Source organism: Caballeronia sp. LZ065, assembly GCF_031450975.1.
GTDB lineage: Bacteria > Pseudomonadota > Gammaproteobacteria > Burkholderiales > Burkholderiaceae > Caballeronia.
Window position 1 is genome coordinate 417815 of record NZ_JARUXV010000003.1, and the last position, 17040, is coordinate 434854.

Genomic DNA, 17040 nt, shown 5'->3' on the forward strand with positions numbered 1-17040 from the left:
GATGGTTCAGGACTTCAGCAAGGACATCGCGTTCGCGAACGATCTGGCCGAAGACGCCGTCGCGTTCGCCCAGTCGCAGCAGTTCCAGGACGTGGCGACGGCCGCGCACGAACATCTGCTGTCGCGTATCGAGGAACTCGGCGCGGAATTCGGCCGCTGGTCGCGTCAGGCGATCCAGCAGTTCGTCGATCTGGAAATGGACAGCTTCGTGCGCCTGCGCCGCATTCCGCTCAACGAGAGCGAAGTGCGGCTGGTGGCGGCGGCGCTGACCAAGGAACTCGCGGGCTTCGGCCCGATCGAGGATCTGCTCGCCGACGCCGCCGTGGAGGACATCCTCATCAACGGCTATAGCGACGTCTATGTGTCGCGGCACGGCATGCTCGAAAAGATTCCGGTGCGCTTCGCCGACAACGCGCACCTGCTGCGCATCGTGCGGCGCATTCTCGCGCCGATCGGCCGGCGTCTCGACGAATCCAACCCGATGGTCGATGCGCGCCTGCCCGACGGCGGCCGCGTCAACGTGGTGATCGAGCCTTTGTCGATCGACGGGCCGGTCGTGTCGATCCGCAAATTTCGCCGCGATCCGCTGCGTCCCGACGATCTGCTCGCCAACGGCACCTTCAACCAGGACATCGCAACGCTGTTGCAGGCGGCGGTCGAGGCGCGCTGCAATGTGCTGGTCTCGGGCGGCACGAGCTCGGGCAAGACCTCGTTGCTGAACGCGCTGGCCTTCTTCATTCCAAAGCACGAACGCGTGGTGACGATCGAGGACACGGCGGAGTTGTCGCTCAACCATCCGCACGTGGTGCGGCTCGAAAGCCGGCCCGGCGGCTTCGACGGCGCGGGCGTCGTGTCGATCCGCGACCTGTTGCGCAATACGCTGCGGATGCGTCCGGACCGGATCATCGTCGGCGAAGTGCGTGGCGGCGAAGTGCTCGAAATGCTCCAGGCGATGAACACCGGCCACGACGGCTCGATGGGCACGGTGCACGCCAGTTCGCCGCGCGAGTGTCTGTACCGGCTGGAGATGCTGGCGGGCTTCGCGGGTTTTCAGGGCACCGAGGCGAGCCTGCGCAGGCAGATTGCCAACGCGATCGACTTCATCGTGCAGATCGGGCGGCTCTCGAACGGCCGGCGCCGGATTCTGTCGGTCACCGAGGTCACGGGCCTGTCCGACAACATCATCGCGATGCAGGAGCTGTATCGCTATGAGCCGTCCGTCGACATGAACGGCGACGAACAGGACCGCTGGAACTGGCTCGGCATTCATCCGAGTTCGCCGAAACTGGCGAAATTCCGCCAGGCGCAGGGCGTCGCGATGTCCGAAGGCTTCGGGCAGACGGGACGCTTCGGCGGCGGTTTCGGCGGGGGCTTCAGTGGCTAGGGGCGTCGCGCTCGTCGCGATGGTCGCGCTGCTGTGCGCGGCGGCGGCGCTCATGCTGTGGCGGCGCAGCGCCGTGCGGCGCGAACGGGCGCTGGCCGAACGCTTCGTCGAGCGGCAGGTGCAGACCGCGAGCACGGCGCATGGACTCCACGCGTCGAACGCGCCGCAACCGCCCCGGCCCGCAGCGGGCGCGTCGGCCATCGAGATGCAGACGGGCGTCCGGGCGCGCATCGCGCAGGTTCGCGCGTTTGTCGGCAATCTGCTGAACCGCGCGGGCATCGAACGGCCGGGCGCGCTTGTCACGACGACGCTCGCGGTCGCCGGCTTCGGCGCGCTGTGGGCCGGCTTGCGCGCGGGACCGGCGCTTGGCGCGGGCGTCGCGGCGTTCGTGCTGATTGCCGTCTATGCGTGGCTCACGTGGCGCGCGCAGAAACGCTATCAGCGCATCGTGCGGCAACTGCCGCCGTTCCTCGACGGCATCGTCCGGATGATCGTCATCGGTCACAGCGTGCCGGCCGCGTTCCAGAGCGCGCTCGGCAGCGCCGAAGCGCCGCTCTCCGAATGCCTGAACCGCGCGCTGCCGATGCTGCGCACCGGCATGGAAATCGATCACGCGCTCGGCGCGGTGGCGCGCATTTATCGCGTGCGCGAACTGGAACTGGTGGGCTCGGTGCTGCGCGTGTCGGTGAAATACGGCGGCCGCTCCGACGTCATGCTCGACCGCATGGCCGCGCTGATGCGCGACCTGGAACAGGCCGATCGCGAACTGATCGCGCTGTCCACTGAAACGCGGCTGTCGTCGTGGGTGCTCGGACTGCTGCCCATCCTGCTCGGCACGATGGTGATCCTGACCAATCCCGCCTATTTCGACGCCATGTGGACCGACACGCTCGGCAAGCGCCTCGTCTATATGGCGGTAGCGTTGCAGGCGCTCGGCGCGTGGATGCTATACCGGCTGGCGAGGGTGCGGACATGACGATCACGCCTGCCTTGCTCGGCGCGCTCGCGCTCGCCGCCGCCGCGCTGGCCGTGTGCCTGTGCGGCGTGCTGGCGTTCGGCCGCCATCTGCGCATGCAGCGTTCCGCGCGCACGCTCGACCACGCGTTGCAGGGCCGTGCCGCCGCGTCGCTGTCGGCGGCATCTGCTTCCGCCGCGCCCGCCACGCGCCTCACGCCGCCGCCGACGCGTGGTCTGTTCGCGGCACTGGGACGCGCAAGCGTCGCGTGGCTCGACACACCGTTCGGACGCATTGCGGTGGCGCCGGAAGACCGGCGTCTGCTCGAACGCTGTGGCTATCTCGATGTCCAGGCGCGCGCCCGCTTTCTCGCAGCGCGCATCGCGGGCGCGCTCGGCGCGCCGCTCGTCTTGTTTGCCGTCGCGCATGGCGGCATGAGCAGTGCGCGCTTCATGCTGCTGATGTTCATGGCGCTCTCGGCGGGATTCATGGCGCCGAAGTGGTTTGTGCGTCGGCGCGCGCAGGCGCGTCAGCGCGCGGTGGAAAACGAGCTGCCGATGTTCGTCGACCTGTTGCGGCTGCTGCAGGGCGTCGGGCTGTCGCTCGATCAGAGCCTGCAGGTGATGATCCACGACTTCGGCAACGTGTTGCCGGTGCTCGCCCGCGAACTGGCGCTGGCGCAGGCGCAGTTCGTGACCGGCCGCACCCGCGAGCAGTCAATGAAACGTCTCGCCACGAGCTATGAAAACGACGACCTCGCCGCCATCGTGCGGCTCATCATCCAGGTCGAGCAGCACGGCGGCGCGGTGCAGGATCCGCTCAAGCAGTTCGGCGACCGGCTGCGCGAGTCGCGCCGCGCGTCGCTGCGGGCGCGCATCGGCCGGGTCACCGTGAAGATGACCGGCGTGATGGTGCTCACGCTGTTGCCGGCGCTGCTGATCATTACGGCCGGGCCGGGTTTCATCGCGGTGGTGCACGCGCTGGCAGGACTTCATCGATAACGGAACGCTCATGACTCTTTCCACGACCCTCTTGCGTCCGCTGCTCGCGGCGCTGCTCTGCGCGACGCTCGGCGCGTGCGCGACGAAGCAGGAGAACGGCTACGGCCTGGGCATCCAGGCCGAACGCCAGGCCGCGCTCGATCAGGCGCAGCAGAAGGACGCGCCGCCCGATACGCCCGGCATGTACCTCGCGCTGATCGACCGGATGCAGGCGCAGGGCTTGTGGTATGCGTCGCTGGCGCATATCGATGCCTACGAGCAGCAATATGGCGAAGCGCCCGACACCATCCTGTTGCGCGCCGATGCGCTGCGTCAGACCGGGCAGCCCGAAGCGAGCGCGGCGGCCTACGCGCGTCTCGCCGATACCCCGCTCGCCGCGCGCGGTCTGCGCGGTCTGGGTTTGCTGGCGGGCGCGAAGGGCGATTTCACGCACGCCGCCGAACGCTTCGAGGCGGCCTCGAAGCGCGCCCCGACCGATGCCACGATGCTCTCCGACCTCGGCTATGCGCGCTTGCGGATGGGCGACGTCGAAGGTGCGCGCGTGCCGCTGATGAAGGCCGCCGAGCTTGCGCCGGGCAACCCGAAGATCCTGAGCAATGTCGCGCTGTATCTGCTCGCCAGCGGACAGGCGGCGAATGCGCAAGGGCTGATGGACCAGCAGAAGTTCACGGCGGACGTGCAGCAGGCGATTCGCGGCGATGCAAAACGCGTGGCCGATGCGGCGCGGCCGCGCGTCGCGGCGCGTTGATGCTGCATGAAGTTTTCGAACCACGAGGCAACGATGAAACGAATCCCCCTGACGATGCTGGCCGCCGTGCTGGGCGTGGCACCCGTTCTCGCCTTCGCGCAGCGTGTGAACCCGCCGGCGGCGAGCGAGATCGGCCACGCGACGCAGGCCTGGCTCACGCTCCAGTCCAGCAACGCCGCCGCCGCACCCGCGCAGCCGATGCTGGGCGCAGAGGCCAGCATGGCCTACGACCGCTACCTGAAGTCGTTCGAGACGGCGATTCCGGCGCGCTTCGGTTCGTCGCTCGAAGATGCCGGGCGGCCGGCGCTCGACGTCAACTATCACAACGCGAACTGATGCCCATCCGCTGCTCACGCCATGAAAGCCCACCGCACCTTCCAACCGCCCATTAAGCGCCAGCGCGGCGCGGCGGCGACGCTCGCGGCGATCTGGCTGGTCGTGGCGGTCGCGGCGCTGGGCGCGCTCGACATCGGCAATCTGTTCTTCGCGCGGCGCGCGTTGCAGAGCGTCGTCGATCTCGCCGCCAGCGCGGGCACGCAGTCGCTGTCCAGCTCGTGCGCGCGCGCCACGTCGGCGGCGACCGGCAGCGCGCTCGTCAACGGCTTCGACGGCAACGCCGCCGGCAGCAGCCTGAACGTCACGTGCGGGCGCTGGGATACGCAGGCGAACGCCGCGCCCGACTATTTCTCGACCAGCGGCGCGCCCGTCAACGCCGTGAAGGTGAGCGCGGCGCGCATGGTGCCGTACTTCTTCGTCGGACCGTCGCGGCAGGTGACGGCGACGGCCATTGCCCGGGCAACGGACATCGGCTCGTTCTCGATCGGCACGACGCTCGTCAGTCTCGGCGCGGGCCAGCTGAATGGCCTGCTGAACGCGCTGCTCGGCACGAATCTCAATCTGAACCTCGTGTCGTACCAAGGGCTCGCAAATGCCCAGGTGCGCGTGGGCGATCTCGTCACGGCGGCAGGCGTCGGCACCGTCGATCAATTGCTCGGCCTGCGACTCAGCGCGGGCGATATCGCCAAACTCATGCTGAACGCGCTGCAAACCACCTCCGTCGCGAACGCGAATCTCTCGACGGCGATCGGCGCGATGGGCGCTATCGTCAATGCGAATATTCCCGGCAACCAGACCATCGCGCTCGGCAGCAAGAACGGCTCGCCCGGGCTGCTGTCGATTGCGCTGGCGAACACGCAAAGCGCGCTCGACGCGACCATCAACCCGCTGGAAGCGCTGCTCGTCTCGGCCGAGATCGCGCAGGCCGGCAAGGCGGCCGTCATCCTGAAGCCGAGCGTCGATTTGGGCCTGCTCGGTTCGGTGACGCTTTCGGTGCAGATCATCGAGCCGCCGGCGCTGGCCATCGGCGAGGCAGGGCAGGATGGCCAGGGCAACTGGCGCACGCAGGCCAGCACGGCGCAAGTGCGCGCGGCCGTCGACGTGAGCCTCGTGAAGTTGCCGACCATTCCGCTCATTCCGTTGCTGAGCGGCCAGCTGATTCATCTGCCGCTGTATGTGGATGTGGCGTCAGGCACCGCATGGCTCGCGTCGACGCAATGCGCCGGTCCGCCGCTGGCCCGGCGCTCGGCGATCGGCGTGCAGAGCGGCATCGCCAATGTGTGCGTCGGCGACCTGGCGGCCAATGCGGCGCTCGGCAGCTGCACCGTGCCCGCCACCATTCTCAACGTGCCCGGCGTGGCCAGCGTGAGCCTTGCCGCCGCGCTCCCTGCGAAGATGCCCGCGTCATCCGCGCCGAACATCACGTTCGACGGCGTCAGCGGCAACGCCGACGACTACCAGACCGTGCCGTCCGCGCCGGGCGCATCGCTTGCGAATGCACTGAGCGGGCTGAACACGAGCCTCTCGGGCACGCTGAAGATTTCATCGCCGATCCTGCCGTCCGTGCTGACCGACCTGCTGAGCGGCATCGTCACGGGCTTGCTGGGCGGCGTCGTGGCCACGCTGCCGCAACTGCTCATCAGCCTCGACGCCGTGCTGCTGCCGGTGCTCCAGGCGCTCGGCGCGCAAGTGGGCGCGAGCACGATTCACGACCTGTCGCTGACCTGCGGCGAGTCGCAACTGGCCTATTGATTGATTGATCGACATGAGACAGAACACCAGAATCGACGGCCTCGACATTCACGTATGGGAGGGCAAGGCCGACATCGTCGAGCGCGTGGTGCGCGCGATGTCCGGCCAGGACGTCGACGTGCTGCGCGCCGACGGCACCGCCATCAGCGCGCCCCGCGACGCCCAGCGTCCCGCCCTCGCGATCATCAGCGTGAGCGTGATCGACCACGGCGCGTTTGTGCTGCGCGACTGGGAGGCGCGGCACACGATGCCCGTCGTGTGGGTCGGCGCCGCGCCGCGCGAGCGCGATCCGTCGATGTTCCCCGCCGACTACTCGCACATCCTGCCGCTCGATTTCACCGGCGCGGAACTGCGCGCGATGGTCTGCAAGCTCGCGCGGCAACTGCGCGCGCATGGCGAGGATACGCAGGCGTCGGATGATCTGATCGCGCATGCGGACTGCATGAAAGCGCTGCTGCATGAAGTCGATACCTTCGCCGACTGCGACACCAGCGTGCTGGTGCATGGCGAGACCGGCGTCGGCAAGGAGCGCATCGCGCAGTTGCTGCACGAGAAGCACTCGCGCTATGGCGAGGGGCCGTTCGTGGCGGTGAATTGCGGCGCGATTCCGGATGGCCTGTTCGAGTCGCTGTTCTTCGGTCATGCGAAGGGTTCCTTCACGGGCGCCGTGATGGCGCACAAGGGCTATTTCGAACAGGCCAATGGCGGCACGCTGTTCCTCGACGAAATCGGCGATCTGCCGCTCTATCAGCAGGTCAAACTTTTGCGCGTGCTGGAAGACCAGGCCGTCACGCGGCTTGGCTCGGCGACGCCGGTGCGCCTCGAATCCAGGCTGATCGCGGCGAGTAACAAGTGCCTGCCGCAACTCGTGAAGGACGGCGTCTTTCGCGCCGACCTGTATTACCGGCTGGCGGTGATCGAACTCAAGATTCCGTCGCTGGAGGAACGCGGCGCGCCCGACAAGATCGCGCTGTTCAAGGCGTTCATCAGCGAAGTGATCGGCAAGGACAAGCTCGACGCGCTGCCGGACCTGCCTTACTGGCTCGCGGACGCTGTCGCCGATATCTATTTCCCCGGCAATGTGCGCGAACTGCGCAATCTGGCCGAACGGGTTGGCGTGACGGTGCGCCAGCTTGGCGGCTGGGACGAATCGCGCGTGAAGCGTCTGCTGGTGCTGGCGCGCAACCAGCAGCAACCGTCGGTGGGAGAAGGTGCAACCGATCTGCTCGTCGATCGCAGCAAGTGGGACATGAACGAGCGCAACCGCGTGATCGCCGCGCTCGATGCGAACGGCTGGCGCAGGCAGGATTCCGCGCAGCATCTCGGCATCAGCCGCAAGGTGTTGTGGGAGAAGATGCGCAAGTTCCAGATCTTCGACGAGGAGCCCGAAACCCGGCCGATCTAGCGCATGCCCGCGGCCCGAACAGCATGGCACCGCACCAAAAAAAACGCCGGCGCACGCATGCGCCGGCGAAGTTCTGGCTTTACGAGGGCTGCCAGAAGCTCTTGGGAAACCGGTTCTAACTGCTCGACTTCAGATTCATGCCGCGTTCGCGATACGTATGCCGTGGTGCACCCCGCGGCGTTTGACGGCGGCTTTCGCCATGCGTACGCCGGGAACCTGGTCGATGCCGAATGCCGGGCGCGCCAGGAAGAAGCCTTGCGCAAGCACATGCGGCCATTGCGCCAGCCACTGGGCCTGCGCGGCCGTCTCCACGCCTTCGACGACAATCGACACCTTGAGCCGCGTCAACAGCGCGAGCACCGCCGAGAACACCGTACAGGCGTTCGGGCAGCTCGGCGCTTCCGCGAGCAATTCCTTCGCGATCTTCACCGTGCCGAATTCGATCGGACCCAACGCGGCGAGACAGGCATAGCCGGTGCCGAAATCGTCCATCGAAATGTTGACGCCCTTGTTCCGGAAGCGGCGCACGAGCTTCTGCATGCCGGGAAAGCGCGCCAGGTCCTCGCTCTCCGACAGCTCCAGTTCGAGGCATTCCGGTGCGACGCCCTGCGCGCGGCAGATGCTGTCCATGCGCTCGGCGAAGCCGGGCAACGCCGCGATGGACGGCGGCACGTTGACCGCCACCGGATAGTGCGCGCCGCCGGCGGCGCGCCACGCGGCCATGTCGGCGGCCACGCGGTCCATGACGAACCATGTGAGTTCGAGCATCACATCGGCGTCCTTGAACGCCGCGCAAAATGCGCCTGGCAGCTGCAGTCCGAACTCCGGATGACGCCAGCGAATCAACGCTTCCATCTGCGCGAGTTCGCCGCTGTCCACCCGATAGATTCCCTGATAGGCGATGCAGAACTCACCGGCCCTCAGGCCCTGGAGTACGCGATGCCTCAATGCATGATCTGAGTTCGGCGCGGCGATCGCTGCGGGCGAGCCGTCTGTCGTTCTTTTCATGCTGCTTCCTGTCTCCTCCGGTTGGTTCGACAGAAGATTGCAGGAGTCATGCCAGATGTGCTCTACCGCGCTTATGCAACGCGAAAGCCCGGCGTGCTACGGCTGGATAACGTTTGCGGGGGTGTTTCGTCGTACGGAAGGCCGTGTCCAGTATGAAACAGGCGCTTCAGTTACGTTACATCCGGCGCGTGTTACGCCGTGTGGGACGGAATGCGGGGCGGATCGGGAGCGCGGGCTTTTGCCGGCTATTTTGCAGTTTGTACGAACAGGTGCCCGAACTTTTGTAATCCGGACGAGTTGTGCGCGGTCAGTAGGTGATCGTCGCAACAATCGTGTCGGTGTAGGTGCCGGCGCTCGGCGTCGTCTGCGGCGGCACGCGGCCATATACGGTGATGGCCTGATTCGAGCCGGTGCCCACGGCGGCCACGACGGACGTGCCATTGGTGCCGTCGCCCCAGGGGAGGGTGAGCGCGGGGGTGGTGTACAGCTGATACTGCACCTGCTCAGTGCCTCCGTTTTTCGTCATGCGCCGGTCGGCCACACTCGCGCCGGTGCCGCCACCCGCCGAGAGCGTGATCGAATAGGCGTCGTTGTTGGTGCACGCGACGCTCAACGTTCCGGTCGCGGTGAGCGCGCCATTCAACACGCCCGCCGCGCCGAAGTTGATGTTGGTGGCGGACAGCGAGCAGTCGTTGATGACTGGCGCCTGCACTGCGAACGCGAACGCGGTGGGATTCGACGTGAGCGTGGAGCAGTCGGGCGCGAGCAGGAGATAAGCCGTGTAATCCATTTCCAGGGACGTGCCGAAGAATATCGAGAGGTAGTTGCCGGCGGTGAGCGCCGTCTGGCCAGGCGCCGTGCGAGCGTAGACGGTCACCGAGCGGCTCACCGAGGACACGCCGAGCGGAAACGTCAGGTCCACCGCGACGGCCGGGAAGGTCGCGGACGTGCGCGATCCCCAAATCGTGCTGAAGGAGGGATCGGAGTAGAGGTTGTATTGAATCGTGCCGGTGCCGGAGGTGGCCAGGCGCGGTGAGAATGAAGTGCCGCCGCCGCCGGTGCCGAAGTTGAGGCATACGCGCACCGGCGGGTTCAACACGGCAGGCGTGCAGGTGATGGTGATCGTGCCCGTGGTGGTCGCAAGGGAGCTGATCGCGGGAGAAATCGGGGCGAAGTTAACATTCGATGCCGTCGCGCTGCAGGTCTGCGCCTGCGCCGTCGCGCTGAACAGCAGAAACACGAGAAACAGCACGAGGCGCTTCATGGCGATGCAGCCCCGCACGTGAACGGGCCAAGCGTCGGCAGGCCGTGACCCTGAGCCTTGTAAGGCACCTGCACTTCGCAGGGCTTGCCCGCCGGCGCGGCATCGAGCGTATTCGATTGGGAGAGATCGTCCACGAAGGCGAGACCGTCGTAGCCCACCACGTACTGCTTGCCGGTTTCGCGATGCGTGATCTGGGTTCCGACCGGCAAGGGCTGGCCGTTCGCGGACAGCAGTTGCAGCTGCGCGCCCTTGAAATCCTGCAGCGGGAAGCGCGCGAGCACGCCCGCGCGCGCCTGCGGTGCGAGATTCACTTGCGTCGTGGCGATGGACGTATCGGCGGGGAGGCCGAGCGGATCGATGGAGAGATGATTCGGCTGATACGAAATCAGGTCCGGCACCAGCAGATGCCCCGCCGAATTGGTCTTGCCGATCTCGCGATTCTCGTGCAGCACCGGAACGCCCGCTACGCCGTCTGTCGAGACGAGGGCGAAGGCGTCGTCGATACGCCGGCCCGCGAGCACGTCGCCCGCCATCACGACGATCGAACCGGAGGCGTCGAGTTCGCCGTAAGTGCGCGAATCGACGTTCGCGACCGACGCCAGCAAGTCGCCGTAGCGGCCGCGATAGGTGCCCTGCGCAAGCGACTGCTGGATGCCGTTCTGGCGCGAGCTCTGGACCTGCCAGCCGAAGCCGCCGCCATAGTCGGCCGTCTTCGACAGCGCCGCGCCGAAGATCGGGTTGCCGTGATCCGAGCCGGCGTTGACGCTCGCGTTCAGCGCGCCGCCGATCACGAAGCTCAACGCCACGAAGACACCGGTCGTGCGGCTGTCGCCGAAGTCGTGATAGACGCTCGCCGACAGCGACGCGCCGCGCGGCAAGCTGGTCGTGTACGCGAGCGAGCCGATGCGTGAATCGCCGTAGTACGGATCGTCCACGCCGACAAGGCTCGCGCTCGCCGTGCTCGACGAACCGAGCGCGCGGAGCGGCGCGGCGAGCGTTGCGCGATAGGTCGCGCGCGGGACCGGCGTGCCTTCGGCGGCGGCGAGGTCGCTGTAGTGCGGCGTGGCCTTGGTGGCCTGCAAGTCGATGGAAATGGCCGGCGTGCGCCATTGCCAGCCAGCCGCGACCTGCACGCCGCCGCCGCCCGTCGAGGGTTGCCGGGGAATGGCCGTGGCCTGCGGTGCAATCGACGAAAAGCCGTCGTAATAGCCCGCCGGATAGACATAGAGCGGCGCCGGATTGGCACCGCCATTGCCCGCGCTGCCCGCCACCGCCATGTTGAACACGCCCCATTGGCCAATGCCGAACAGCATGCCGACGCCCGCGTTATAGACACCGCGTGTGATTTCGCTGTGCGCTTCGAGCGTGAATTCGTCGGTGATGCCGCGCCGCAGCGACGCCGAAAGGGATGGGTCGCCGGCGTAGTCGAACGAATCCAGCGAATAGGCGCGCCGCACAAAACCCGCTTCAACCGAAAAATCCGTGAGATCGCGCGCGAGCAGACGGGCATCGATATACAGCGGCACCGTGGTCATCACGCTGCGCCCGAGCGTATCGCGGCTCACGATGACCGCTTCGCCCGCGCCGTTGATCGCGGGCACCGCATTGATGACGAACGGTCCCGAAGGCGCGTTGCCGCTGAACTGCCGCACGTTGTTCACATACAGGTCGACCGCGCTCGGCACGGCCGACGAACCGGCCAGCGCGGGCACCGGATAGGTGATCAGGTCCGGCCGCAGGCTGAAGTCGCGCGACAGCTGCGCGCCGCCCATGCGCACCGGCCGCGTCCAGGTGAGCGAGGACGAAATCGTGTCGCCGAGACGCGTGGTCACGAGCGTGTCGGTGTCGGAATGGCTCCATGACGTATCGAGCCGCACGTACCGATGCCGGTCCGAATACCAGTACGCGGTGCCCGTGTTGTCGAACACGCCGCCCGGATAGAAAAAGCGCTCCTCGCTGTAGAGGCCGTATTGCGTCGGCGAGTTGGTCTGCACCGTCGCGTCGTAGTTAATGACGAGGCCCGTGCCGGTGGCGGCCACCGGCGGGCGCGCGGGCGTGTTCGCGAGCGCGGCCGGCAGACGGCGCGAATCGTTGGTTTCGAGGTTGATGCGCTGCCGCTCCGGCTGGTAGGTATAGCGCAGGCCCGGCACGAAGCCGAGCCCGACGCGGCCCTGGGCGTCGGGCTTGAGGTCGTCGGTGCGCAGGCCGAGGTCGCGCAGCTCGTTGATCGTCGTGTAGATCATCGTGTCGGTGATGAAGAACTGCGCGATCTTCTGCGTCGACACGCCGTTGATGGCCACTTCGAGATACAGCTCGCCCGTGGCGCCGCCGCCTGCAGCGGGAAATCCGCCACGCAAGGCGGCCAGCGTGGCGGGAAGGTCGCCCGCAGCCAGCGTTGCGGGAACGTCATCGGCGCGCGCCGGCACGCATGTCGAAGCCACTATGCAGATTGCGCAGACCGGCGGCACCCAGCGCATGCGCCTCAAGGCATGGCCGCGGGTGTGGCACGAATGCCGGTGGGGCGAGTGCATCCACGGGTCACCGATCGGGTTGCGGTCCGACGACGCTCACGCGCATCGTCACCGGTTCGCCGTTCACGAGCGCCTTGAGCGTCGCCGAGGTCACGCCCGAGGGTGCGCCCTGTACCGGCCAGCGGCGGGCCATGTGCGGCAGGGCATATCCAAGGAGGCCGGCGGACACCTGGGTCGAATGGCCATCGGGCCAGTCGAGGTGTACGCGGCTCAGTTGCGCGTGGAGATCCGTGTTGTTCGCCGCGCGCAGCATCAGGGTGTCGTGGCCGTCCGGCGCTTCAGTGCGTTCGAGCGACAGCGCAAGTGCAGGCACCTGGTCCTCCTTGGCGCCGACGAACACCGGCACCGAATAACGCAACTGCATGCGTATGCCGGTCGAGGAGGCGGCCTGGCCGTTCGGCAATTCGTCGATCAGCAGCCGATAGGCTTCCTCGCGGACCAGCGGGGTCGTGCTTACGCGCAGGATGCGGACGGTCTGATCGCCACCCGGCGCGACATTGACGATAGGCGGACTCGCGACGATGGCAGAGGTGCGGTCCAGATGATCTTCATCGACGGTTTGCGTCCACGCGAACACGCGCACCTGCGCATAGAGCGGCACGGTGCCGTCGTTATGCAGCGTGAGGGCGGCGGCGGGTTTCTCGGCGGACAGGTCGAGCCGGATCGGCGAAACCTGAAGCGCAGCGCCCCACGCGCTGCCCAGCTGCGAGAGCGCGAGCAGCACGAACGTATACAGCCACCCCCGCCCCGCCCGGCGGAGGGCTTGACCCACCTTCGGATCGCGCATACCTAGAACGTGATGGTCGCGGTGACCGTCGACGTATAGGTGCCCGCTGCCGGGGTGGTCTGCGGCGCAACGCGGCCATACACCGTCAACGTCTGCGCCGCACCGTTGCCGGTGCCCGCCACCGTGTCCGTGGCGACCGTCTGCCCCCAGATCAGGGTGCGGGCGGCGTCGCGGTAGAGCTGATAGGCGACCGTCGGAACGGGCGTGCCGGTTCCGCCCAGCAAACGGGCCGGGATGGTGGAGCCGGCGACCGAGCCAGCGTCGAGCCCGACGTTATAGGCCGCGCCGTTCGAACACGTGACCGCCAGCGTGGTCGTCTGGTCGATGTTCGCGGCAATGACGCCTGACGTACCGAAGTTCAGCGGGTTGGCTGTGATGTTGCAGTCGTTCTGCAACGTCAGGGACACCACGAAAGTCGTGGTCTTGGTAGCGGCTCGCGCTCCGAAGGGAATGAGGGGCCCCGTGGCTAACGCAAGTGAAATGAATGAAACCGCAATCGAATGACGACGCATTCTTCACCTCAGATTATTTTTTATTGATGTGTCCGTGCTCGACAACGTTTGCGCAGTGAACGCAAAAGGCGTCTACACCTCGGTGGACGCTTCCATTCTTGTTCAATCCTCACACCGAAGACGTAACCGTTTGTAACGAACGCAACGGATTAACGAAATGCTGCAACGCACTCTTTTAAAAGGCGATTTCGATGACGGGCTTGTTTCGCGTTAGTAACTTGTCAGCGTCGGCTACCTTGAAATCGGCGAAATATTGTCCGGTAAGGATGCGATATTGTCCCGTCGCCGAGCAGGCGACGGCGGGCCGACGAGCGTCGGTATCGAGGGTGCAGACCTCGTAGATGGTCAGCGAGACGGCGAGCTCGGCGCTGGTCGCGGCGAGCGTGGAGGGCGCTGCTCCGATCGCGAGCAACAAGGTGAGCCCCGCAGCCGACGCCGCGAGCGAGCGAATTCGAGATGCCATGGAGTTCACGAGACACGAGATGAAGTCGGCCGCGAAGCGTATCGGCCGAATGCGCCAGTTGGCGCGTGTCCTCGTTTACGGCACGTCCTCCATTAACTTGACGGACCGCAACTGTCTCGCCGCGTCACGCCGTGGCCGTCTGCGCCACCGGCCGCATGCGTTCGAGCGCGCTGCCGTCTTCAAGAAACAGATGAACGTGACGAATGCTGAAGCCCGCGTTGAGGCGCTGGCCTTCCACGGCGTCCGATTCGCCCGAGCCTTTCACCTGGATCACAAGATCGTTGGCCAGACGCAGATGCAGCAGCGTCTCGCCGCCGAGATGCTCGATCACCATGACCTCGCCGCTCAGGCCGCTGTCGATGTCGCCGCCGCATGACTCGATGAAATGTTCCGGCCGGATGCCGAGCGTCAGCGTCTCGCCCGCCTTGAGCGCACCGGCGGCGAAGGGCAGCGTGAGCGCCTCGCCGCCCGGCAGCTCGATGGTCACGCCCAGGTGATCCGTACGCATGACGCGCACGTCCATGAAGTTCATCTTCGGAGAACCGATGAAGCCGGCGACGAAGCGGTTATGCGGCGCGCGATACAGCTCCAGCGGCGAACCGATCTGCTCCACGCGCCCATGATTCAGCACGACGATGCGATCCGCCATGGTCATGGCTTCGGTCTGATCGTGCGTGACATAGATCATCGTTGCGTTCAGTTGCTTGTGCAACTTGATGAGTTCGAGGCGCATTTGCACGCGCAACGCGGCATCGAGATTCGAGAGCGGTTCGTCGAACAGGAAGACCTTCGGCTCGCGCACGATGGAACGCCCGATGGCCACACGCTGACGCTGTCCGCCCGACAGCGCGCGCGGACGCCGTTCGAGCAACTGGCCGATCTGCAGGATCTCCGCCGCGCGCTGCACGCGTTCCTTGATCTGCGCTTCGGGCAGCTTCAGCATGCGCAGCCCGAATGCGATGTTCTCGTACACCGACATGTGCGGATAGAGCGCATAGGACTGGAACACCATGGCGACGCCGCGCTGCGACGGCTCGAGTTCGGTGACGTCTTCGCCGCCTATCAGGACTTGCCCGGAGTCGCAGCGTTCGAGTCCGGCGATGGTGCGCAGCAAGGTGGACTTGCCGCAACCCGAAGGGCCGACGAAGACCATGAACTCCCGGTCCGCCACTTCGATCTCCACGCCCTTCAGCACGTCCACGCCGCCGAAGGTCTTGCGGATCTGCTGCAAATGAACTGCGCTCATGCGTTGTCTCCAGTGTGCGGCTGCGGCAGCGCAGCATCGGATGCATCGGCGATTTTTGTTCTTGACAACCTGTTCGGGCCAAAATATACAATTGTAAAACCGAAATTACAAGTGAAACGGAGCGTATGATCCGAAGCCGAAGGAGGCTTCGTGACAGGCTCGTTGCACGCTCGTTGCACGTCTGGGAGCGCAGCAAAGAAGCACGAACGAACTGAACCCGACCGCATACCCGCTCGATAAAAACCAAGGAGACAGGCATGAAGAAGCGCTTCATCCCGGCCACGCAACCCGGCCCGATCAAACACATCGCGGCAGTGGCGCTACTGGCGGCAAGCGCGGCGTTTGCGGCATCGAATGCGCAAGCCTGGACGCTCAAGGAAGCCGCGCAGCCTTACTCGGGCACGACGATCAAGGCCATCTTTCTCGACCGCCCCGGCTACAAGGCCGCGCAACAGCTGATTCCGCAGTTCGAGAAGGAGACGGGCATCAAGGTGCGCTGGGAAGTCATTCCCTACGAGAACACGCGTGAGAAGGAAGTGCTGAACTTCGTCGGCGGCGGGGATCAGGACATCGTGCTGGTGGACGTCGTGTGGATCGGCGAATTCGCGAGCAACAAGTGGCTCGTGCCCATCAAGAAGTTCACCGACGACCCCAAGCTCGCGGACCCGAGCCTGAACCTGAAGGGCTTCTTCCCGATCCTGCTCGATTCGTTCGGGTCGTGGGACAAGGTCACCTACGGCCTGCCGTTCGATAACTACTCGGGCCTGATGTTCTACAACAAGTGCATGTTGAAGGACGCGGGTTTCGATGAACCGCCCAAGACCTGGGACGAGCTCCTCAACGTCTATGCGCCGAAGCTCACGAAGGGCGACAAATTCGCCTTCGCGCTGCAATCGAGGCGCGGCGAAACGCAATCGGCGGACAGTTTCATGCGCGTGCTGTGGCCCAACGGCGGCTCGCTGCTCGACGCGAAATTCAAGTCGAACCTGATGTCGCCGCAATCGCAGGCGGGCCTCGAATACCGGCAGAAGCTGATGAAGTACATGCCGCCGGGCATCGTCGACTTCGATCACGCGGAAGCGGTGAACGCGCTTGCGCAAGGGCAGGTCGCGATGATCACCGAATGGTCCGCGTTCTATCCCACGCTGACCGATCCGAGCAAGTCGAAGCTCGGCAACTGTCTCGCCATCACGACCGAGCCGAAGGGCCCGGCGGGTCTGAAGCCCGCGCTCGGCGGCTTCTCGCTCGCGGTGAACGCGAAGTCGAACGCGAAGAAGCAGGCAGCATCCTGGCTCTTCATTCAATGGATCACGTCGGAAGCCATGGCGAAGCCTTATCTCGACGCGGGCGGCGTGCCGGCGCGCATGGCGGTGTACGAGGACAAGGCCGTGCAGGACAAGTATCCGTTCGTCAAGCCGATGGTCGAGTCGTGGCAAGGCGGCGTGCCCGATTACCGGCCGCGCTTCCCGGAATGGCCGGCGGTGTCGGAAGTGATCGGCGAATGGGGCAGCAAGATGATGCTGGGCCAGGTGACGGTGAAGGAGGGCGCGCAGACCATCGGTCAGAAGACCGAGGACATCCTCAAGAAAGCGGGCTATTACGACGGCAAGAAACCCTTGCTGAAGTAACCCGTTCACAGGAACCGGAG

The 17040-nt window shown here is 65.9% G+C and carries 15 protein-coding genes; 8 read left to right on the forward strand and 7 right to left on the reverse strand.

The annotated features are described in order from the left end of the window. Window position 1: 1 nt before the first annotated feature. The 7 genes from QCE63_RS22125 to QCE63_RS22155 are packed head-to-tail and all read left to right on the forward strand — an operon-like array spanning window position 2 to window position 7581. The gene (locus tag QCE63_RS22125; RefSeq protein ID WP_309836006.1) at window positions 2–1384 is read left to right on the forward strand and encodes a CpaF family protein; all 1383 of its coding nucleotides are present in this window, start codon (window positions 2–4) and stop codon (window positions 1382–1384) included. 19 nt (window positions 1385–1403) lie between these two features. Then, window positions 1404–2360: a type II secretion system F family protein gene (locus QCE63_RS22130; protein WP_309837296.1), complete on the forward strand. Its 957-nt coding sequence runs from the start codon at window positions 1404–1406 to the stop codon at window positions 2358–2360. Next, window positions 2357–3340, forward strand: coding sequence for a type II secretion system F family protein (locus QCE63_RS22135; protein ID WP_309836008.1), 984 nt, complete (start codon window positions 2357–2359; stop codon window positions 3338–3340). Before QCE63_RS22130 ends, QCE63_RS22135 begins: the two co-directional genes overlap by 4 nt. Before the next feature lie 10 nt (window positions 3341–3350). Continuing rightward, window positions 3351–4088, forward strand: coding sequence for a tetratricopeptide repeat protein (locus tag QCE63_RS22140; protein WP_309836009.1), 738 nt, complete (start codon window positions 3351–3353; stop codon window positions 4086–4088). Between the two features lie 33 nt (window positions 4089–4121). Beyond that, entirely contained in the window at window positions 4122–4424 is a 303-nt protein-coding gene (locus QCE63_RS22145; protein ID WP_404990164.1) for a DUF3613 domain-containing protein, read from the forward strand. A 21-nt stretch (window positions 4425–4445) separates the two neighbouring features. Beyond that, window positions 4446–6176, forward strand: a complete 1731-nt coding sequence (locus QCE63_RS22150) for a TadG family pilus assembly protein (RefSeq protein ID WP_309836011.1) — start codon at window positions 4446–4448, stop codon at window positions 6174–6176. Window positions 6177–6189: 13 nt separating this feature from the next. Then, window positions 6190–7581, forward strand: a complete 1392-nt coding sequence (locus QCE63_RS22155) for a sigma-54 dependent transcriptional regulator (RefSeq protein ID WP_309836012.1) — start codon at window positions 6190–6192, stop codon at window positions 7579–7581. Between the two features lie 135 nt (window positions 7582–7716). On the opposite strand, the gene QCE63_RS22160 is transcribed toward QCE63_RS22155, so the two are convergent. From QCE63_RS22160 to QCE63_RS22190, 7 genes are all read right to left on the reverse strand, one after another. Continuing rightward, the gene (locus QCE63_RS22160; protein ID WP_309836013.1) at window positions 7717–8589 is read right to left on the reverse strand and encodes an EAL domain-containing protein; all 873 of its coding nucleotides are present in this window, start codon (window positions 8587–8589) and stop codon (window positions 7717–7719) included. 307 nt (window positions 8590–8896) lie between these two features. Next, complete coding sequence (locus QCE63_RS22165; protein ID WP_309836014.1) at window positions 8897–9853, reverse strand: spore coat U domain-containing protein; 957 nt, start codon at window positions 9851–9853, stop codon at window positions 8897–8899. Further along, window positions 9850–12294: a fimbria/pilus outer membrane usher protein gene (locus QCE63_RS22170; RefSeq protein ID WP_309836016.1), complete on the reverse strand. Its 2445-nt coding sequence runs from the start codon at window positions 12292–12294 to the stop codon at window positions 9850–9852. Before QCE63_RS22170 ends, QCE63_RS22165 begins: the two co-directional genes overlap by 4 nt. A 97-nt stretch (window positions 12295–12391) precedes the next feature. After that, complete coding sequence (locus tag QCE63_RS22175; protein WP_309836017.1) at window positions 12392–13156, reverse strand: fimbria/pilus periplasmic chaperone; 765 nt, start codon at window positions 13154–13156, stop codon at window positions 12392–12394. Between the two features lie 17 nt (window positions 13157–13173). Continuing rightward, complete coding sequence (locus QCE63_RS22180) at window positions 13174–13683, reverse strand: spore coat U domain-containing protein (RefSeq protein WP_309836019.1); 510 nt, start codon at window positions 13681–13683, stop codon at window positions 13174–13176. Window positions 13684–13858: 175 nt separating this feature from the next. Continuing rightward, window positions 13859–14098, reverse strand: a complete 240-nt coding sequence (locus QCE63_RS22185) for a hypothetical protein (RefSeq protein WP_309836021.1) — start codon at window positions 14096–14098, stop codon at window positions 13859–13861. A gap of 172 nt (window positions 14099–14270) precedes the next feature. Beyond that, window positions 14271–15392, reverse strand: coding sequence for a sn-glycerol-3-phosphate ABC transporter ATP-binding protein UgpC (locus tag QCE63_RS22190; protein WP_309836022.1), 1122 nt, complete (start codon window positions 15390–15392; stop codon window positions 14271–14273). Window positions 15393–15649: 257 nt separating this feature from the next. Here QCE63_RS22190 and QCE63_RS22195 point away from each other — a divergent pair, with 257 nt between their 5' ends. Further along, window positions 15650–17020: a sugar ABC transporter substrate-binding protein gene (locus QCE63_RS22195; protein WP_309836025.1), complete on the forward strand. Its 1371-nt coding sequence runs from the start codon at window positions 15650–15652 to the stop codon at window positions 17018–17020. Window positions 17021–17040: the final 20 nt, after the last annotated feature.